18 protein-coding genes and 1 tRNA gene are annotated in these 17840 nt (G+C 62.5%); 8 read left to right on the forward strand and 11 right to left on the reverse strand.

The genetic code is table 11. From position 1 onward, the window contains the following. Positions 1-118: 118 nt before the first annotated feature. Genes AC5O5R_RS01315 through AC5O5R_RS01330 form a run of 4 tightly spaced genes read right to left on the reverse strand, consistent with a single transcriptional unit; the run spans position 119 to position 3092 of the window. The gene (locus tag AC5O5R_RS01315; protein ID WP_172232923.1) at positions 119-808 is read right to left on the reverse strand and encodes an ABC transporter permease; all 690 of its coding nucleotides are present in this window, start codon (positions 806-808) and stop codon (positions 119-121) included. Beyond that, the gene (locus AC5O5R_RS01320) at positions 805-1500 is read right to left on the reverse strand and encodes an ABC transporter permease (RefSeq protein ID WP_172226993.1); all 696 of its coding nucleotides are present in this window, start codon (positions 1498-1500) and stop codon (positions 805-807) included. The genes AC5O5R_RS01315 and AC5O5R_RS01320 overlap by 4 nt, the downstream gene beginning before the upstream one ends. Positions 1501-1554: 54 nt before the next feature. Beyond that, the gene (locus AC5O5R_RS01325) at positions 1555-2307 is read right to left on the reverse strand and encodes an ABC transporter substrate-binding protein (protein WP_172226996.1); all 753 of its coding nucleotides are present in this window, start codon (positions 2305-2307) and stop codon (positions 1555-1557) included. An 11-nt stretch (positions 2308-2318) separates the two neighbouring features. Beyond that, entirely contained in the window at positions 2319-3092 is a 774-nt protein-coding gene (locus tag AC5O5R_RS01330) for an ABC transporter ATP-binding protein (RefSeq protein ID WP_172226999.1), read from the reverse strand. 640 nt (positions 3093-3732) lie between these two features. Here AC5O5R_RS01330 and gabP point away from each other — a divergent pair. Beyond that, positions 3733-5118, forward strand: coding sequence for a GABA permease (gene gabP / locus AC5O5R_RS01335; protein ID WP_172227002.1), 1386 nt, complete (start codon positions 3733-3735; stop codon positions 5116-5118). A 90-nt stretch (positions 5119-5208) separates the two neighbouring features. Here the strand turns inward: gabP and AC5O5R_RS01340 are convergent, their stop codons facing one another. Beyond that, positions 5209-5652 carry a hypothetical protein gene (locus tag AC5O5R_RS01340; protein ID WP_172227005.1) on the reverse strand — a complete coding sequence of 148 codons (444 nt, stop codon included), beginning with the start codon at positions 5650-5652 and terminating at the stop codon, positions 5209-5211. Between the two features lie 131 nt (positions 5653-5783). Between AC5O5R_RS01340 and AC5O5R_RS01345 the strand changes: the two genes are divergently transcribed. After that, positions 5784-6320 (forward strand): hypothetical protein, encoded by a 537-nt coding sequence (locus tag AC5O5R_RS01345; RefSeq protein ID WP_172227008.1) that lies wholly within the window; start codon positions 5784-5786, stop codon positions 6318-6320. A 213-nt stretch (positions 6321-6533) separates the two neighbouring features. Here the strand turns inward: AC5O5R_RS01345 and AC5O5R_RS01350 are convergent. From AC5O5R_RS01350 to AC5O5R_RS01365, 4 genes are all read right to left on the reverse strand, one after another. After that, positions 6534-6609 (reverse strand) — tRNA-Phe (locus AC5O5R_RS01350). A gap of 90 nt (positions 6610-6699) precedes the next feature. Further along, positions 6700-6972 carry an oxidative damage protection protein gene (locus AC5O5R_RS01355; protein ID WP_172227011.1) on the reverse strand — a complete coding sequence of 91 codons (273 nt, stop codon included), beginning with the start codon at positions 6970-6972 and terminating at the stop codon, positions 6700-6702. Then, positions 6969-8036: an A/G-specific adenine glycosylase gene (gene mutY / locus AC5O5R_RS01360; RefSeq protein WP_172227014.1), complete on the reverse strand. Its 1068-nt coding sequence runs from the start codon at positions 8034-8036 to the stop codon at positions 6969-6971. Before mutY ends, AC5O5R_RS01355 begins: the two co-directional genes overlap by 4 nt. Continuing rightward, entirely contained in the window at positions 8033-10291 is a 2259-nt protein-coding gene (locus tag AC5O5R_RS01365) for an AsmA family protein (RefSeq protein WP_172227017.1), read from the reverse strand. The genes mutY and AC5O5R_RS01365 overlap by 4 nt, the downstream gene beginning before the upstream one ends. Before the next feature lie 385 nt (positions 10292-10676). Here AC5O5R_RS01365 and AC5O5R_RS01370 point away from each other — a divergent pair, with 385 nt between their 5' ends. The 6 genes from AC5O5R_RS01370 (at position 10677) to hisF (ending at position 15659) form a co-directional block, all read left to right on the forward strand. After that, the gene (locus tag AC5O5R_RS01370) at positions 10677-12338 is read left to right on the forward strand and encodes an OFA family MFS transporter (protein WP_172227020.1); all 1662 of its coding nucleotides are present in this window, start codon (positions 10677-10679) and stop codon (positions 12336-12338) included. Between the two features lie 281 nt (positions 12339-12619). Then, positions 12620-13213 carry an imidazoleglycerol-phosphate dehydratase HisB gene (hisB, locus tag AC5O5R_RS01375; protein ID WP_172227023.1) on the forward strand — a complete coding sequence of 198 codons (594 nt, stop codon included), beginning with the start codon at positions 12620-12622 and terminating at the stop codon, positions 13211-13213. Further along, complete coding sequence (gene hisH, locus AC5O5R_RS01380; protein ID WP_172227026.1) at positions 13214-13852, forward strand: imidazole glycerol phosphate synthase subunit HisH; 639 nt, start codon at positions 13214-13216, stop codon at positions 13850-13852. It abuts the gene before it with no gap. Further along, positions 13853-14113, forward strand: a complete 261-nt coding sequence (locus AC5O5R_RS01385) for a DUF2164 domain-containing protein (protein WP_172227029.1) — start codon at positions 13853-13855, stop codon at positions 14111-14113. 27 nt (positions 14114-14140) lie between these two features. Next, complete coding sequence (hisA, locus tag AC5O5R_RS01390) at positions 14141-14878, forward strand: 1-(5-phosphoribosyl)-5-[(5-phosphoribosylamino)methylideneamino]imidazole-4-carboxamide isomerase (protein WP_172286324.1); 738 nt, start codon at positions 14141-14143, stop codon at positions 14876-14878. A gap of 10 nt (positions 14879-14888) precedes the next feature. Next, on the forward strand, positions 14889-15659 hold the full coding sequence (gene hisF / locus AC5O5R_RS01395; protein WP_172227698.1) for an imidazole glycerol phosphate synthase subunit HisF: 771 nt from the start codon (positions 14889-14891) through the stop codon (positions 15657-15659). A 135-nt stretch (positions 15660-15794) separates the two neighbouring features. Here hisF and choV read toward each other — a convergent pair whose 3' ends face one another. Both choV and choW read right to left on the reverse strand, forming a co-directional pair. Then, the gene (choV, locus tag AC5O5R_RS01400) at positions 15795-16973 is read right to left on the reverse strand and encodes a choline ABC transporter ATP-binding protein (RefSeq protein ID WP_172227700.1); all 1179 of its coding nucleotides are present in this window, start codon (positions 16971-16973) and stop codon (positions 15795-15797) included. Further along, the gene (gene choW / locus AC5O5R_RS01405) at positions 16970-17818 is read right to left on the reverse strand and encodes a choline ABC transporter permease subunit (RefSeq protein WP_172227716.1); all 849 of its coding nucleotides are present in this window, start codon (positions 17816-17818) and stop codon (positions 16970-16972) included. The genes choV and choW overlap by 4 nt, the downstream gene beginning before the upstream one ends. Positions 17819-17840 lie beyond the last annotated feature (22 nt).

Here is a 17840-nt window from a genome sequence, read left to right on the forward strand (position 1 = left end):
TGTGTTGGGTTGAGGGCCTCTTCGCGGGTGAACCCGCTCCCACAGGATTGGCACAGATTTCAAGGCCTGTGGGGTACCTGTGGGAGCGGGTTTACCCGCGAAGATGGCTCAGGAGATATCAGCGCCCTTGGCAGGCGTCCACGCGCAACCAGCGCTCAAGCAGCTTGAAGCCTTGCACCAGCATGAACGAGATCACCAGGTAGAACACCCCGGCGGCAAAGAAGATTTCCACCGGCAGGTAGGTGCGGGCGATGATGGTACGGGCCATGCCGGTCAGTTCCAGCAGGGTCACGGTACTGGCCAGGGCGCTGGCCTTGAGCATCAGGATCACTTCGTTGCTGTAGGCCGGCAGGCCGATCCGCGCGGCGCGCGGCAGCATGATGTAGATCAGCGCCTTGGCCCGTGACATGCCCAGTGCCCGGGCGGCTTCGATCTCGCCTTTGGGGATGGACTGCAGCGCGCCGCGCAGGATCTCGGCGATGTAGGCGGCCGTGTGCAGGGTCATGGTCAGCACCGTGCACCAGAACGGATCGCGCAGGTACGGCCACAGCGCACTCGAACGTACTGCATCGAACTGGGCCAGGCCGTAGTAGACCAGGAACAGCTGCACCAGCAACGGCGTGCCACGGAAGAAGAAGATGTAGCTGAACGGCACGGCGCGCACATACCAGTGGCGCGAAGAGCGGGCGATACCCAGCGGGATGGCCAGGATCAGCCCGGCCACCACCGCAATGGCCACCAGCTCCAGAGTCAGGGTCGCACCCTGGGCCAGGCGTGGCAGCCATTTGAAGATGACTTCCCAATTCATTGTTCGGCCCTCGCAAAGCCGCGAGCGGCGCGTTTTTCCATGAAGTGCATGCCGGTCATGGCAATGACGGTCAGGCTCAGGTAGATGCAGGCCGCGACCATGTAGAAGGTGAACGGCTCTTTGGTCACGGTCACGCCAATTTGCGAATGACGCATGATTTCTTCCAGGCCGATTACCGACACCAGTGCGGTGTCCTTCATCAGGATCATGAACAGGTTGCCAAGGCCGGGCAGGGCGATGCGCCACATTTGCGGCAGGATGATCCGCGACAGGATGCGGCCTCTGGACAGGCCCAGTGCCAGGCCGGCTTCACGGTGGCCCTTGGGGATCGCCAGGATCGCGCCGCGGAACACTTCGGTGGCATAGGCGCCGAAGCACAGGCCCAGGGCGATAACCCCCGCAGCGAAGGCGCTGAGCTCCAGGCCCGGCATGTTCAGGGCTTCACCCAGGCTGTTCATCAAGCCCACGGTGCCGAAATAGATAAGCAGGACCCACAGCAGCTCGGGCACGCCGCGCACCAGGGTCGAGTAGAAACCGCCAAGCCATTGCAGCGGCTTGAGCGGGGAGGTCTTGGCCAGGGCGCCGAGCAGGCCCAGCACCAGCCCCAGCAGCAAGGCGCAAAGCGCCAGTTTTACGGTCATCACGGTGCCGGCCATCATGGCCGGACCGAATCCGTGCAGGTCGATATTCATGGGCAGGTCATTCTAGGGACAGGCGCGCCACAAGGGCGCGCCGGTCAGGGCGGGTCATTCGATGCTGAACGGGAAGTACTTGTCGTTGATCTTCTTGTACGTACCGTCGGCTTTGATTTCTGCCAGGGCTTTGTTCAGGTCGTCGCGCAGCTTGGTGTCACCCTTGCGCACGGCAATGCCGATCTTGTCGCTGTCCATCACCGGCTCGCCCTTGAACTCGTAGTTCATGCCGTCTTTGCTTTTCAGCCACTCGTACTGCACGTACTTGTCGGCGAGAATGCCGTCGATGCGGCCGGAAACCAGGTCGAGGTAGGCGTTTTCCTGGGTGTCGTAGAGTTTGACGTCGACATCCGGGAAGTTGTCTTCAAGGTAGGTGCCAGCCAGTGTGGCGCGCTGGGTGCCGATGGTCTTGCCTTTCAGCGAAGCCTTGTCGGTCTTGAAGTCGACGTTTTTCGGCGCAATGAACTGCAGCTTGTTGGAGTAGTAGGGTTCGGTGAAGTCCACCGCCTGCTTGCGCTCGTCGGTGATCGACAGCGACGACACCAGGAAGTCGAACTTCTTGGCGTTCAGGGCCGGGATGATGCCGTCCCAGTCCGAGGTTACAACCGAGCATTCGACTTTCATCTTGGCGCACAGGGCGTCGCCGATGTCCTTGTCGAAGCCGACCACGTTGCCGCTGGCATCCTTGTTGTTGAACGGTGGGTAGGCGGCTTCGATACCCATGCGCAGTTTTTCTGCGGCCATGGCGTTTGCCGACATCACCAGCGTGGCAGCAGCTGCCAGGAGAAACTTCTTGTAAGTGTGCATGTATTGCTCCGTTAGCGGTGGCTGGACATGAATTGCTTGCAACGCGCCGAGGTCGGGTTCTCGAAGACCTGCTGCGGCGATCCCTGCTCTTCGACCAGGCCCTGGTGCAGGAAGACGACTTCACTGGACACATGGCGGGCAAAGCTCATCTCGTGCGTTACCAGCAGCATGGTACGGCCTTCTTCGGCCAGTGCGCGGATAACGTTTAGCACTTCCTGGACCATTTCCGGGTCGAGCGCCGAAGTCGGCTCGTCGAACAGGATGACCTTGGGCTTCATGGCCAGGGTACGGGCAATGGCGGCGCGCTGTTGCTGGCCACCGGAAAGCTGGGCGGGGTAGCTGTGGCGCTTGTCGTAGATGCCGACCTTGTTCAGCAGCGCTTCGGCAGCCTCGATGGCCTCGGCCTTGCTCTGGCCGAGTACGCGGCGTGGCGCCTCGGTGATGTTGTCGAGGATCGACATGTGCGGCCAGAGGTTGAAGTTCTGGAAGACAAAGCCGATTTCGCTGCGCAGGCGGTTGATCTGGCGGTTGTCGGCGGCGAACAGGTCGCCGTTCTTGGCGGGCTTCAGCTTGAGGGCTTCGCCGGCGACCAGGATTTCGCCCTGGTGCGGGTTCTCGAGCAGGTTGATGCAACGCAGCAGGGTGGACTTGCCGGAGCCGGACGACCCCAGGATGGAGATCACGTCACCGTCGCGTGCGGTCAGCGAAATACCCTTGAGAATTTCCTGCTCGCCGTAGCGTTTGTGCAGATTGCGGATTTCCAGCGCGGGCGTGGCCTGAGCCATGTGCGGTCCTCATGTGTTCGGGTGCGTTCCCAGCTGTTGGCGGCCTTCCTGGCGTGCGCCAAGCTAGCATAGCGGCATTATGACGGCCAACAGGGTCGCCAGGGACTCTGGGCATTGGTGGGGCGGTTTGTCGCATCGCTACAGCGTAACGTCGCGCAGATGTCCGCGAAGGTGTCGCCCAGCACCAGAGCCTTGATGAAAAAAGGCGCGATGGTGCCAGCTTTGGCCTGCTCATGGAAGCGGTTTTGACCCATTCGCGGGTAAACCCGCTCCCACAGACCAGACAATCCCTGTAGGAGCGGGTTTACCCGCGAAGGCCGTCACGCGATTTCAAGGTTGTACCCGGCGGTTGCGCTTTTTGGCGTTGCGCTGGTGCATAGGTGTTACCGAGGAGCACCTTTGGTGCATTTGTAAGTGAGTATTTCAGTAATCCGATGATTTGGCGGGCTTTCGGTCATGGTCTGGCCGAATGCCCTCCAAAGCGCAGCCTTGAAGGCTTGCAGTCGATTATGACGAATGGATTCAGCAGCTGGCGCGGTTATTGCCAGCATGAAACCGCCGATTGCAGCGACGCCTAGTCCAACCCCAGGCGCGCCTGGTTTCGCAGTCGGAGTGGTCCACTCCTTACAAAGGTAGTTTTATGAGCGGTAACAATTCCAATGACCTCGCTCAGGGGCTCAAACAACGGCATGTCACCATGCTGTCCATCGCTGGCGTCATCGGTGCCGGCCTGTTCGTAGGCTCCGGCCACGCTATCGCCGCTGCCGGCCCCGCCGTGCTGCTGGCGTATGCCGCCGCCGGTACGCTGGTGGTGCTGGTGATGCGCATGCTGGGGGAAATGGCGGTCGCCTCGCCGGACACCGGTTCGTTTTCCACCTATGCCGACCGCGCCATCGGGCGCTGGGCCGGTTTTACCATTGGCTGGCTGTACTGGTGGTTCTGGGTGCTGGTGATTCCGCTGGAAGCCAACGCCGCCGCGGCCATCCTGCATGCCTGGTTCCCTGCGGTCGACCTTTGGGCGTTCTCGCTGATCATTACCCTGGCGCTGACCCTGACCAACCTGTGCAGCGTGAAGAACTACGGCGAGTTCGAGTTCTGGTTCGCCTTGCTCAAGGTGGTGGCGATCGTCGGCTTCATCGCCGTGGGTTGTGCGGCCTTGTTCGGCTTCGTGCCAGGCAGCCAGGTGAGCGGTGCCAGCCACCTGTTCGATACCCAGGGCTTCATGCCCAATGGCCTGGGCGCGGTACTGGCAGCCATGCTGACCACCATGTTCTCGTTCATGGGTACTGAAATCGTGACCATCGCCGCTGCCGAGTCCAAGGACCCGGGCAAGCAGATCAGCCGCGCCACCAACTCGGTGATCTGGCGTATCTGCCTGTTCTACCTGGTGTCGATCTTCCTGGTCGTGGCTCTGGTGCCGTGGAACGATCCGGCGCTGGCCGAGCTCGGTTCCTACCAGACCGTGCTGAGCCGCATTGGCGTGCCGAATGCCAAGCTGATCGTCGACATCGTCGTGCTGATCGCCGTGACCAGCTGCCTTAACTCGGCGCTGTACACCTCTTCGCGCATGCTGTTCTCGCTGAGCAAGCGGGGTGATGCCCCGGCCATTGCCCAGCGCACTACCAAGGCGGCCACCCCGCATGTGGCGGTATTGCTGTCCACCGCGGCGGCGTTCCTCTGCGTGTTCGCCAACTTCCTGGCCCCGGCGCAGGTGTTCGAGTTCCTGCTGGCCAGCTCCGGCGCCATCGCCTTGCTGGTGTACCTGGTGATTGCCGTGTCGCAGCTGCGCATGCGCGCCAAGCGTGAGGCCAGCGGCGAGCAGATCTCCTTCAAGATGTGGCTGTTCCCGGGCCTGACCTGGGTGACCATTGCCTTCATCGTTGCGGTGCTGGTGGTGATGGCGCTGCGAGAAGATCACCGTGCCGAAATCATCGCGACTGCACTGCTGAGCATTGGTGTGGTGGCGGCGGGCTTGCTGGTGCACCGCAAGCGTGAAGCTGCCGGGCGGGTTGCGCTGGATAACTGATCCGCACTGCAATGAAAAGGCCGCGTCCTGTGCAGGGCGCGGCCTTTTTTTGTTGCCGGCGATAGTGCCTGGGCGGGTTACGCAGGGCTATCAGCCAAACTGCTTCTGAAGCTGTTGCTGCTTGGCCACCAGTTCAGAGGCGGCGATATAGGCTTCCTGGAACTCGTCGCTCTCCAGCCAGGCCATGGTGGTGTCTTCGTCAGCGCCGTCCAGCCAGGTGCGGTAGGCATTGAACACCAGCACGATGTAGTCGGTGGCGTGCTCTTCCTTGTGCCCTTTGAGCACCAAAGCCAGCAGCGGGTCGACCAGGAACACCGAGATCATCGGTACCAGGCCGTTTTCCTGGGCTGCCTTCATCTTTTCGAACATCTCTTTGTAGCTGTCCGATTCCATGGCCTTGTTGAACACCTGCTCGATGCTGGCGCTGTCGCCGGCGCTGGCCTTGACCGCCTGGCCGCTGCGTACCATACGGTTTTGCTTGGCCTTGCTGGCGGCGCGCTTGGCGCGTTTCTGTTGCTTGGTGGAGGTGGCCATGGGGGCTAGGGTCCTTGGGTGGTGCTGGAAAAGTGCGTATTGAATCGCAGATGGCAGTGAAACCCAAGCGGCATTGCTGGGTCTGAGCCAGGCTGCCGGACATTCGGCATTCGCTCACAGGACATTCACGGATGAAAGCACCCGTCATGCTCGGCCTGCTGGCCGCCGCCCTGGCCGGCTGTGGCAACATCGCCGCAGTCAAATCCTTCAACACGCCCTATGGCTCGCCAAGTGCCGGCGATACCGCGCGCCTGCGAGTGATCGCCGACGGCATGGTGCGCGCGGTACCGGAAAAGGACTGCGTGGACTGGTACAGCCCCGGTGCCGGGGTGATTGCCGTACCGACCAAGGGTTTTGCCGACCGCAACGGCGAAACCCTCGGCATGCCTGCCGGTGCGCCAGCCCAGGCGGGTGACGCGGTCAGCGAGGTGCTGGTGCCGGCGGGCAAGCCGTTTACCCTGCACTTTCTCGATGGCGGTCGCTCGGCCGGTTACAACAGTGTGCAGAACTGCCTGGGCATGTTCTCGTTCGTGCCGGAAAAAGGCGCCGACTACGAACTGTTGGTGCACGGTTACAGCGCCTGTGGGGGCACCCTCAAGCGCCTGGACACGAACGAGCAGGTGGCCAGGCGCAAAGCCGACTATTGCAGCGCCTTGGCGAACTTCTAGGCCATCAGATTGGCCGGGCGAGTTACGGGTTTCCCACTAAGCCGCGTGAAGCCCGGCCGAACTGCAGTGCATCGAGTACACACCGTCAGGCTGTGGCAGCCAAGCGTTGGCTGCCAGGCCCTCGGCAAAAAATCACAGACAACAAAAAACCCGCACTAGGCGGGTTTCTTGTTGTCGCTTCGGGTAACTTTGCAACCACCAGAAGCTTGAAGGTGGTGCCCAGAGACGGAGTCGAACCGCCGACACGAGGATTTTCAATCCTCTGCTCTACCGACTGAGCTATCTGGGCGACGAGGTGAATTAAATAGATTTTCAGACCGCCCGTCAACGACTTTTTGAAAAAATTTTAAATTAATTCCGTCGCTTACGATTTTTGGGGTCATTCGGCCGGTGGAACGTAGCCTTCCGCCTGGGCGTAATCTTCGCCGGCGAAAAACTTGTCCATCTCGGCCTGGATGAACTTGCGGTCTTCGGCGTTCATCATGTTCAGGCGCTTTTCGTTGATCAGCAGGGTCTGGTGCTTCTGCCAGTCGGCCCAGGCCTTCTGCGAGACGTGTTCGAAGATTTCCTGGCCCTTGGCGCCCGGATACGGCGGGCGCTCCAGGCCTGGCAATTGTTCTTTGTACTTGCGGCACATCACGGTGCGGGTCATCGGGCGTCTCCTGCAGTCAGTTCGTCGGCCGCGCGTTTGAGCAGCTTCTTGACCGGGGCGGCAAGGCCCAGGCGCGGCGGGGTGGCGAGGTTATACCAGAGCCAGTCGGCCTCGGCCACGTGCTGGCCGACAGGGTCGACGCGCACCAGCCAAGGCTCGATCGCCAGCTGGAAGTGGCTGAAGGTGTGGGTCAGGCTGTCCATGGCGTGGCTGCCGGCCAGGCGCAGGCCGTGCTGGTAGGCCAGGTCGTCGAGCTGGGCGATGTCGTCCAGCTCGGGCAGGCTCCACAGGCCACCCCACAGGCCACTGGACGGGCGACGGTAAAGCAGGATGGCGCCGTCGTGGTTGGCCAGCAGCGGCATCAGCGTACGGCGCTGCGGCAGCGCCTTGCGTGGCTTGGGCTCGGGGTAGCGGGTTTCTTCACCATGCAGGTGCGCTTCGCAGCCACGCTGCAGCGGGCAGATCAGGCAGCTGGGCTTGCTGCGGGTGCACAGCGTGGCGCCCATGTCCATCATCGCCTGGGTGTAGTGGTTGGCGCGCTGCTGCGGGGTAAGGCGCTCGGCCGTGGCCCACAGCTGGTTAGCCACCTTCGGCTCGCCGGGGTAGCCGCCCTGGGCGGTGAAGCGGGCCAGCACGCGCTTGACGTTGCCGTCGAGGATCGGCGCGCGGATGCCCATGCTGATGCTGGCGATGGCACCGGCGGTGGAGCGGCCGATGCCGGGCAGCTCGGTGAGCTGCTCGACACTGCGCGGGAATTCTCCGCCATGCTGTTCGACGACAATCTTCGCGGCCTTCTGCAGGTTGCGCGCGCGGGTGTAGTAACCCAGGCCCGTCCACAGGTGCAGCACTTCGTCTTCCGGCGCCTCGGCCAGGGCCTGCACGGTCGGCAGGGCCTGCATGAAGCGGTCGAAGTAGTTGAGCACGGTGCTGACCTGGGTCTGCTGCAACATGATTTCCGACACCCACACCCGATACGGGTTGATGCCCTGTTGCCAAGGCAGGTCGTGCCGGCCGTGCTGGTCGTACCAATCCAGCACTGCGCTGGAGAACTGCTCGGGGCTCATCGCTTGAACAGCCCCTTGAGTGCTTCTTTGACTTCCGGGCTCACTTTGTCTCCGAGTTTGTCATCGAGCTTTTCATCGATCTTGTCTTTCAGGCGGTTGCCGGCCAGCTTGGCGGCAACCTTGCCCAGGCCGTCCTGGTCCAGGCGGCAGGCCTTGGCGCCCAGCTCCAGCGGGCCACGGCAGCGCAGCGGCACTTCAACCCCTACATAGCGGTCGTTGACCTGGCACGCCGGGTCGGGCATGGCACGCTGATCACCCTCGACCACTACACCCACGTTGTAATCCATACCCAGTACGCGCAGGTCGAGATCGCCATGGCCGTTGACGGTCAGGCCAGGAATGCGGGCCTTGAGGTCCGGGTTGCTGGCGACGCCATTGCGTATCACCAGGCTGCCGCGCAGCTCCTGGAACGGGGTGTCCTTGCCACGAGGCTCGCCGGTAAGGGTTTTGCGGTTGAGCGTGGCGATGGCCTGGCACAGTTGCTGTTCAAGGTTGGCGTTGACCAGCACGCCGTCGTTGATGGTGAAGTGTGCGTTACCGTTGAGGGTGTCCACCAGTGCCTTCTGGCTGTTGCCGGTGGCGGTGAGATCGCTGGCAAGGGTCAGCAGGCCTTTGACGGGTGGCGCCTGGTCCTTGCCTTCGGTCTTGATGAAGTGCTCCACCGGCACCCGCTGGATGTTGGTGTTGACGCCCAGTTGTGGCACCGCAGGGCGCACGTCGACCGTGCCCTTGGCTTCGAAGGTGCCGTTGTACAGCTCGCCACGCAGGGTTTGCAGGGTCAGCAGGCCGCCTTGGCCGACGGCCTTGAGCTGGGCATTTTCGATCGGCAGCTTGTCCAGGGTCAGCGCGCCGAAGCTTAGCTCGGCCTGCAGGTCGAGGGCGCGCAGGCGGTCGACCGGCAGCAGTTTGTCATTGCTCCAGGCCACCTGGGTCGGCGCGTTAGGCAGCGGCGAGCTGCCGGCCCCGGCCCCGGCCCCGGCGACGGCGCTGGCCTCCTGTTGCTTGACCTCGGCCTGGCGTGCGGCAGTGGCGCCCTTGGCTTCTTCGCTTTTGGCCGGCAGGTAACGGTCGGCGTCGAAGGTGTCGCCTTTAAGCTGCAGGCGCAGGGCCTGTTTGGCGAAGTCTTCGACGGCCACGCGGCCACTGAAGGTGCTGTCGTCCAGCTTCACGGCCAGGTCTTCCATGGCCAGGCTGGTCGGTGTGCCCTGCAGGCGGGTGACCAGTTCCAGCTTGGCGAAGGCTGCCGGATCGTTGGTAGCCGGCAGCGGGCGGCCAATGCTGTCGAGGAAGGTGCGCAAGTTGAACTGGGCAATGGACAGACCACCGCTCAGTTGCGGCGCCTTGTCGAGATCACGCAGGTTCAGCTCGCCCAGGGCGCGCAGCTGGTTGGCCGAGATCTTCAGGCCGCTCCACGAGGCGACATTGGCGGCCAGGTCGACCAGCAGCTGGCCCTGGGCGGCAAAGGTCACGGTCTTGCCGCCGGTGGGTTCACCCGAGGTCTCGCCCGACAGGCGCATGTCTTCCAGGTTGTAGCGCTTGAGCTTGCGGTCGAAGCGCAGTTCGCCGGCCAGCTCGGTGCGGGCCTTGATGTTCGGCTGGCTGGCGCTGATGAAGGCGCTGGCCTTCAGCGCAATGTTCGCGCCCTCGTGGACCGGGCCGGTGCTCAGCTGGATGCTTTCGGCGCTGAAGCTCTGCCCGGTCTTGGCATCGGTGTACTGCACGCGCGCGTTGTTCACGGTCAGGCTGTCGATATCCAGCTTGACGGCGCGGTCGTTGCTGGCGGCGGGCGCCGAGCTTTGTTCGGCGGGTGCCTGGGCCTGCGCATCGGCGGGGGCGCCGTTCTGGGCGGGCAGCGGTTTGCCGATGTCTTCCCAGTTGCCGTGGCCTTGTTCGTCACGCGCCAGGGTCAGGTTCAGGCCTTCGACACGTACGTCGCTCATTTGCACTTCGCGCCGCAGCAACGGCAGCACCCGTACCGACAGGCCGAGCATCTGCAAGTCGGCGAACGGCGCCTTGGGTGTGTTCAGGGTGGCGATGCTGGCGTCGTGCAGCTCCAGGCCCAGCCACGGGAACAGGCTCCAGCCGATGTCACCGTTGAGGGTCAGCTCGACGTGCGCCTTGTCGCGTGCCAATTGGCGAATCTCGTCTTTGTAGTCGTTGGGATCGAAGAGGTGGGTCAGGGCGAAGCCCAGCGCCACGATGATCAGCAGCAACCCGAGAAGCCCCAGTCCCAGGATTTTGCCGAACGCTTTCATGGGCGAGTCCTTGTAGTCCGATTTTGAAATTCAGCGGCAGAGTATAGCGCCGCCGTGTACGGCCCTGCGTATTCGACAAGAGATGCAGGACGATTCCTACGTTTGCAACAGATGGTACGGCTTTCGACAGCCATGATTTTGCTTGTTCAAAAAAGCTTGCCTTGATTGGCCCTATCGCCGGCAAGCCAGTTCCCACAGGGATCGCATAGCCTTCAAGGCCTGCGCTATACCTGCGGGAGCTGGCTTGCCGGCGATGGGGCCGGTACAGGGAAAATGACCGTTTCAGCCAAGCAAGAATTAACGATATCAGATTGCTTTCACGCCACTTGATACTGCTAACCTTGCGCCGCTTTGCCTGCACATCCATATAAAAAGGATCAGATCCATGAGCAGTACCGTCGCGACGGGCGCCTCGGCCAGTGCGCCAGGCTTTCTGTCAAAGGAGCGCATCATCGCCCGCCCAGGCTTCAACCGCTGGCTGGTTCCGCCTGCCGCGCTGGCCATTCACCTGTGCATCGGCATGGCCTATGGCTTTTCGGTGTTCTGGCTGCCGTTGTCGCAAGCCCTCGGCATCACTGCCCCGGTTGCTTGTGCCGCAGATATGGGCTTCATGGCCCGCATGTTCAGCGCCGAGTGCGACTGGCCGATCTCGATGCTGAGCTGGATTTACACCCTGTTCTTTGTCTTTCTCGGTTGCTCGGCGGCCGTGCTGGGCGGCTGGCTGGAACACGCCGGCCCGCGCAAGGCCGGCCTGGTATCGGCACTGTGCTGGTGCGGCGGCATGCTGATTTCGGCCATTGGCGTGAAAACCCACCAATTGTGGCTGATGTGGCTGGGCTCCGGCGTGATCGGTGGTATCGGCCTGGGCCTGGGCTACATCTCGCCGGTATCGACCCTGATCAAGTGGTTCCCGGACAAACGTGGCATGGCCACCGGCATGGCGATCATGGGCTTCGGCGGCGGCGCGATGGTGGGGGCACCGCTGGCCACCGCGCTGATGGGGCATTTTGGCAATGCGCAGGAAGTGGGCGTGTGGCAGAGCTTTGTGGCGATGGCCGCAATCTACTTCGTGTTCATGACCGCCGGCGCCCTGGCTTATCGCGTGCCGCCGACCGGCTGGAAGCCCGAAGGCTGGACAGCCCCGGTGAAAAAGGCTGGCAATACCATGGTCACCGACCGCCACGTGCACGTCAGTGTGGCCTGGAAAACGCCGCAGTTTGCCTTGATCTGGCTGGTATTATGCCTGAACGTGTCGGCAGGTATCGGCATTCTCGGTATGGCTTCGCCGCTGCTGCAGGAAGTGTTCGCCGGCAAGCTGCTGGGCAATGAACTGACCTTCAGCCAGCTCAACGCTGCCCAGCTGGCGCAGATTGCCGCGATTGCTGCTGGCTTCACCGGCCTGTTGAGCCTGTTCAACATTGGCGGGCGGTTTTTCTGGGCGTCGTTCTCCGACTACATCGGCCGCAAGAATACCTATTTCGCCTTCTTCGCCCTGGGCGTGGGTTTGTACAGCATGGTGCCGAACATGGGCCACCTGGGCAACGTGGCGCTGTTCGTGGCAGCGTTCTGCATCATCTTGTCGATGTATGGCGGTGGCTTTGCGACGGTGCCCGCGTACCTGGCGGACCTGTTTGGTACGCAGATGGTGGGTGCCATTCATGGTCGTCTGCTGACCGCCTGGGCGGCCGCTGGGGTTCTCGGGCCGGTGCTGATCACCTACCTGCGCGAATATCAGCTGGCGGCAGGGGTGGAGCGTGCGGCGGCCTACGACATGACCCTGTACATCCTCGCCGGCCTGCTGGTGCTGGGCTTCATCTGCAACATGCTGGTGCGCCCGGTGGCGGACAAGCACTTCATGAGCGATGCCGAACTGGCGGCCGAGCGGGCCTTGAGCCACGACAAGGGCGCTGATGGCGCGCGGTCGCTGGAGTGGAAGGCTGCGCCGGGCAGCGTGCCACTGGTGCTGCTGGCCTGGGCTGTGGTGGTTGTGCCGCTGGCATGGGGTGTGTGGATTACCCTGCAGAAGACGGCGGTGCTGTTCCATTGACGAGTGATGCAGCCGGTTGAGTTTTCCGGCTGTAGCGGCCCTATCGCCGGCAAGCCAGCTCCCACAGGTACACCTCAGGCCTTGAACATTGTGGGGGGCCTGTGGGAGCTGGCTTGCCGGCGATAGGCCTGCAAAGTAGCACCATGCGCGGTTGTATAGACCTGTAGCGCTATCAACCCCCCGTAATTGCTTGCCTTGCCATATGTCATCCGCGTTTCAAGCTGGCGTGTTCTGGGCCTATAATGGAACCCTTTTCGCCCAATGATTTTGCGGAGCTGGTGATGGTCGAACGTAAGGCTTCCGTCGAGCGCAATACCCTGGAAACCCAGGTCAAGTGCTCGATCAACCTCGATGGCAGTGGCAAGGCCCGATTCGATATCGGCGTGCCTTTCCTCGAACACATGCTGGACCAGATTGCCCGCCATGGGCTGATCGACCTGGATATCGAGTGCAAGGGTGACACGCATATCGACGATCACCATACCGTCGAAGACGTCGGTATCACCCTGGGCATGGCTTTCGCCCAGGCCATCGGTGACAAGAAAGGCATCTTCCGCTACGGCCACGCCTACGTGCCGCTGGATGAAGCGCTGTCGCGCGTGGTCATCGACTTCTCCGGCCGCCCAGGCCTGCAGATGCATGTGCCGTACACCCGCGCCAGCGTCGGCGGCTTCGATGTCGATCTGTTCCAGGAGTTCTTCCAGGGCTTCGTCAACCACGCCCTGGTAACCCTGCACATCGACAACCTGCGTGGCCACAACACCCACCACCAGATCGAAACCGTGTTCAAGGCATTCGGCCGCGCCCTGCGCATGGCCACCACCCTCGACGAGCGCATGGCAGGCCAAATGCCTTCCACCAAAGGGTGCCTGTAAATGCAGACGGTAGCCGTAATCGACTATGGCATGGGCAACCTGCACTCGGTGGCCAAGGCGCTTGAGCATGTGGGCGCCGGCAAGGTGCTGGTCACCAGCGATGCCGCAGTGATCCGCGAAGCCGACCGCGTGGTGTTCCCGGGCGTAGGCGCGATCCGCGACTGCATGGCCGAAATCCGCCGCCTGGGCTTCGACAGCCTGGTGCGTGAAGTCAGCCAGGATCGGCCGTTTCTCGGCATCTGCGTGGGTATGCAGGCACTGCTGGAGCACAGCGAAGAAAACAACGGCGTCGACTGCATCGGCCTGTTCCCTGGCCAGGTGCGCTTCTTCGGCAAGGGCCTGGAAGAAGACGGCGAGCACCTGAAGGTGCCGCACATGGGCTGGAACGAAGTGACCCAGGCCATCGACCACCCGCTGTGGCACGACATCCCTGACCGTGCCCGCTTCTATTTCGTGCACAGCTACTACATCAATGCCGGCAAGCCGGGCCAGGTGGTCGGCCGCGGCCATTACGGCGTCGATTTTGCCGCCGCGCTGGCCGATGGCTCGCGCTTTGCCGTGCAGTTCCACCCGGAGAAGAGCCATACCCATGGCCTGCAGCTGCTGCAGAACTTCGTCGCCTGGGACGGGCGCTGGTAGATGAGCAAGTCGAAGACCAAGGCACCGGTCATTACCCTGGCCCCCGAGCAGGAGCGCGAAGCGCTCGACACGCTCAAGCGCTTTCTCGAAGACCGTTTCGAGCTGCAACTGGGCTCGTTCGAGGTGGCCGAGGTCCTCGACCTGTTCAGCAAAGAAATTGCACCCCATTACTACAACAGGGCGATTGCCGATGTTCAGCTGCACCTCAAGGAGCGGTTCGAGAGCATCGAAAGTGATCTGTGGGCGCTCGAGAAGCCCTGAAACCCCAAGAACAGACAGGTTCCCAAGATGCTGATTATCCCCGCTATCGATCTGAAGGACGGTGCCTGCGTGCGCCTGCGCCAGGGCCGTATGGAAGACTCCACGGTATTCTCCGACGACCCGGTCAGCATGGCTGCCAAATGGGTCGAGGGTGGCTGCCGCCGCCTGCACCTGGTCGACCTGAACGGCGCCTTCGAAGGCCAGCCGGTCAACGGTGAAGTGGTCACCGCCATTGCCAAGCGCTACCCCAACCTGCCGATCCAGATCGGCGGTGGCATCCGCTCGCTGGAAACCATCGAGCACTACGTCAAGGCCGGCGTCAGCTACGTGATCATCGGCACCAAGGCGGTCAAGCAGCCGGAGTTCGTCGCCGAGGCGTGCAAGGCGTTCCCGGGCAAGGTCATCGTTGGCCTGGACGCCAAGGACGGCTTCGTGGCCACCGACGGCTGGGCTGAAGTCAGCTCGGTGCAGGTCATCGACCTGGCCAAGCGTTTCGAGGCCGATGGCGTCTCGGCGATCGTCTACACCGACATCGCCAAGGACGGCATGATGCAGGGCTGCAACGTGCCCTTCACCAAGGCCCTGGCCGAAGCCACGCGTATTCCGGTGATCGCCTCGGGTGGCATCCACAACCTGGGTGACATCAAGGCCCTGCTGGACGCCAAGGCTCCCGGCATCGTCGGCGCCATCACTGGCCGTGCCATCTACGAAGGCACCCTGGATGTCGCCGAGGCCCAGGCCTTCTGCGATACCTACCAAGGCTGAGGACTGAACCATGGCACTGGCCAAGCGCATCATCCCTTGCCTGGACGTGGATAACGGCCGGGTGGTCAAGGGCGTCAAGTTCGAGAACATCCGTGATGCCGGCGACCCGGTGGAAATCGCCCGTCGCTACAACGAGCAAGGTGCCGACGAAATCACCTTCCTCGACATCACCGCCAGCGTCGATGGCCGCGACACCACCCTGCATACCGTCGAGCGCATGGCTAGCCAGGTGTTCATCCCGCTGACCGTGGGCGGTGGCGTGCGTACCGTGCAAGACATCCGCAACTTGCTCAACGCCGGTGCCGACAAGGTTTCCATCAATACCGCCGCAGTGTTCAACCCGGAGTTCGTCGGCGAGGCTGCTGACCGGTTCGGTTCGCAGTGCATCGTCGTGGCGATTGATGCCAAGAAGGTGTCCGGACCTGGCGAAGCGCCGCGTTGGGAGATCTTCACCCACGGCGGGCGCAAGCCGACCGGGCTGGATGCCGTCGAGTGGGCGAAGAAGATGGAAGGCCTGGGGGCGGGTGAGATCCTGCTGACCAGCATGGACCAGGATGGCATGAAGAACGGCTTCGACCTGGGCGTTACCCGTGCCATCAGTGATGCGCTGGGTATTCCGGTGATTGCTTCGGGTGGTGTTGGCAACTTGCAGCACCTGGCCGACGGCATTGTGGAAGGGCATGCCAGCGCGGTGCTGGCGGCCAGTATCTTCCACTTTGGCGAGTACACGGTGCCGGAGGCCAAGGCCTATATGGCTGCCCGCGGCATCGTCGTTCGCTGATCGATTGATGGGGGCTGCTTTGCAGCCCATCGCCGGCAAGCCAGCTCCCACAGGTACAGCGCAGGCCCTGTGCCTTGTGCATTACCTGTGGGAGCTGGCTTGCCGGCGATGGGCCGCAAAGCGGCCCCAATAGCTTCAACCGTGATTCTTGCCGAGCAAAGCGTGATAAAGCTCGGTATCCCCAAGAATCCCCACCATCTTGTCATTCTCCTGCAGCACCAGCTTGTTACCAGTCTGGTAGCGAATCTGCAGTGCCTCGCGCATGCCGATATCCGCATGCACCAAGGTTGGCCGACGCCCCAGCCCTTCCACGGACTGCCCCGGCGCCCAGTTCTGCATCTCCAGCCCGTTCTGCCCCTGGCGCGCGCGCTTGATCGAGTTGCCTTCGCCCAGGTCCAGCCACGAATCGCCACCCGGGTCCAGGCACACCGAGCCATTCACCCGCTTGCACTTGTCCAGGCTGCGCATCAGGCTGCGGCCGCACAGCACGTTCAGCGGGTTGGTATGGGCAACGAAGGTACGCACGTATTCGTCGGCAGGGTTGAGCACGATCTCTTCCGGTTTGCTGTACTGGATGATGCGCCCGTCCTTCATGATGGCGATGCGGCTACCCAGCTTCAGTGCCTCGTCAAGGTCGTGGCTGACGAACACGATGGTCTTGCTCAGCTTGGCCTGCAGGCCCAGCAGTTCGTCTTGCAGGCCTTGGCGGATCAGTGGGTCAAGGGCCGAGAACGGTTCGTCCATCAGCAGGATGTCGGCATCCATCGCCAGCGCCCGGGCCAGGCCCACGCGCTGCTGCATGCCACCGGACAGCTCGTCCGGTTTCTTGTTACGCCATTGGGTCAGGCCCACCAACTCCAGTTTTTCGTCGACCAGCTTGCGCCGTTCCTTTTCCGGCCGACCCTGCATTTCCAGGCCAAAGCTGATGTTCTCGCGTACCGTCAGCCAGGGCATCAGGGCGAACTTCTGGAACACCATGGCAATGCGCTTGGTGCGCATCATCTTCAGCTCGGCCGGGGTGCAGTGGGCAATGTCGATGTTCTTGCCTTCATGCTCGACGAACAGCTTGCCGCGGCTGACGGTGTTGAGGCCGTTGATGCAGCGCAGCAGGCTCGACTTGCCCGAGCCGGACAGGCCCATCAGTACGCAGATCTCGCCTTTCTGGATGTCCAGGTTGGCTTTTTCGACGCCGACCACCAGGCCGGTCTGCTTGAGGATCTGCTCGCGGGTCTGGCCCTTGTCGAGCAAGGCCAGGGCCTCGCGCGGCTTGTTGGAGAAGATGACGTCGACGTCTTCGAATCGAATGATGCTCATGCTTCACCCCTTACCGGCAGTTCCGGTTGCTTGCAGATACGGTCGAGCATGATCGCCAGCAGCACGATCGCCAGGCCCGCTTCGAAGCCCAGGGAGATATCGGCGGTGTTCAGTGCGTTGACCACAGGTTTGCCCAGGCCGTCAGCGCCGACCAGCGCGGCGATCACCACCATCGACAGCGACAGCATGATGCACTGGGTAACGCCGGCGGCGATGCTCGGCATCGCATGCGGCAGTTCGATACGGGTCAGCAGCTGGCGCCGCGAGCAGCCAAAGGCCTTGCCGGCATCCATCAGCTCTTGCGGCACGTCGCAGATACCCAGGTAGGTCAGGCGGATAGGTGCGGCGATGGCGAACACCACCGTCGAGATCAGCCCGGGCACCACACCAAGGCCGAAAAGGGTCAGGGTAGGGATCAGGTAGACGAAGGTAGGCACCGTCTGCATCAGGTCGAGCACCGGGCGCATGGCGGTATAGAACATCGGCTTGTGCGCGGCGACGATGCCCAGCGGCACGCCGATGGCCACGCATACCACCGTGGCGAAGGTGACCTGCGCCAGGGTTTCCATGGTTTCCTGCCAGTAGCCCAGGTTGAGGATCAGCAGGAACGACACTGCCACGAAGGCAGTCAGCGCCCACTTGCGCTGGATCAGGTGCGCCAGGGCGGCGAACAGGGCGATGAGGACGAACGGGTTGAACCAGGTCAGGGCGCTGGTCACGCCATGAATCATGAACTCCAGGCCTTGCGCGATGGCGTCGAAATATTCAGCGCCGTTCTGGGTCAGCCATTCGACGAACGACGCGATGTACTGGCCCAGGGGTATTTTCTGATCGATAAGCATGATAGCGAGCTTCCACCTGCGTAGA

It is taken from the genome of Pseudomonas sp. 8_5_2 (assembly GCF_059295255.1).

Excerpts from the sequence above, each read along its gene's own strand:
- AC5O5R_RS01385 (WP_172227029.1), top strand. The coding sequence starts at position 13,853 with ATGAGCAAGTCGAAGACCAAGGCACCGGTCATTACCCTGGCCCCCGAG.
- gabP (WP_172227002.1), top strand. The coding sequence starts at position 3,733 with ATGAGCGGTAACAATTCCAATGACCTCGCTCAGGGGCTCAAACAACGG.
- mutY (WP_172227014.1), bottom strand. The coding sequence starts at position 8,036 with ATGAGCCCCGAGCAGTTCTCCAGCGCAGTGCTGGATTGGTACGACCAG.
- AC5O5R_RS01320 (WP_172226993.1), bottom strand. The coding sequence starts at position 1,500 with ATGAATATCGACCTGCACGGATTCGGTCCGGCCATGATGGCCGGCACC.
- AC5O5R_RS01325 (WP_172226996.1), bottom strand. The coding sequence starts at position 2,307 with ATGCACACTTACAAGAAGTTTCTCCTGGCAGCTGCTGCCACGCTGGTG.
- hisA (WP_172286324.1), top strand. The coding sequence starts at position 14,141 with ATGCTGATTATCCCCGCTATCGATCTGAAGGACGGTGCCTGCGTGCGC.
- AC5O5R_RS01315 (WP_172232923.1), bottom strand. The coding sequence starts at position 808 with ATGAATTGGGAAGTCATCTTCAAATGGCTGCCACGCCTGGCCCAGGGT.
- hisH (WP_172227026.1), top strand. The coding sequence starts at position 13,214 with ATGCAGACGGTAGCCGTAATCGACTATGGCATGGGCAACCTGCACTCG.
- choV (WP_172227700.1), bottom strand. The coding sequence starts at position 16,973 with ATGAGCATCATTCGATTCGAAGACGTCGACGTCATCTTCTCCAACAAG.
- AC5O5R_RS01365 (WP_172227017.1), bottom strand. The coding sequence starts at position 10,291 with ATGAAAGCGTTCGGCAAAATCCTGGGACTGGGGCTTCTCGGGTTGCTG.
- hisB (WP_172227023.1), top strand. The coding sequence starts at position 12,620 with ATGGTCGAACGTAAGGCTTCCGTCGAGCGCAATACCCTGGAAACCCAG.
- AC5O5R_RS01340 (WP_172227005.1), bottom strand. The coding sequence starts at position 5,652 with ATGGCCACCTCCACCAAGCAACAGAAACGCGCCAAGCGCGCCGCCAGC.
- AC5O5R_RS01345 (WP_172227008.1), top strand. The coding sequence starts at position 5,784 with ATGAAAGCACCCGTCATGCTCGGCCTGCTGGCCGCCGCCCTGGCCGGC.
- AC5O5R_RS01355 (WP_172227011.1), bottom strand. The coding sequence starts at position 6,972 with ATGACCCGCACCGTGATGTGCCGCAAGTACAAAGAACAATTGCCAGGC.
- AC5O5R_RS01330 (WP_172226999.1), bottom strand. The coding sequence starts at position 3,092 with ATGGCTCAGGCCACGCCCGCGCTGGAAATCCGCAATCTGCACAAACGC.
- AC5O5R_RS01370 (WP_172227020.1), top strand. The coding sequence starts at position 10,677 with ATGAGCAGTACCGTCGCGACGGGCGCCTCGGCCAGTGCGCCAGGCTTT.
- hisF (WP_172227698.1), top strand. The coding sequence starts at position 14,889 with ATGGCACTGGCCAAGCGCATCATCCCTTGCCTGGACGTGGATAACGGC.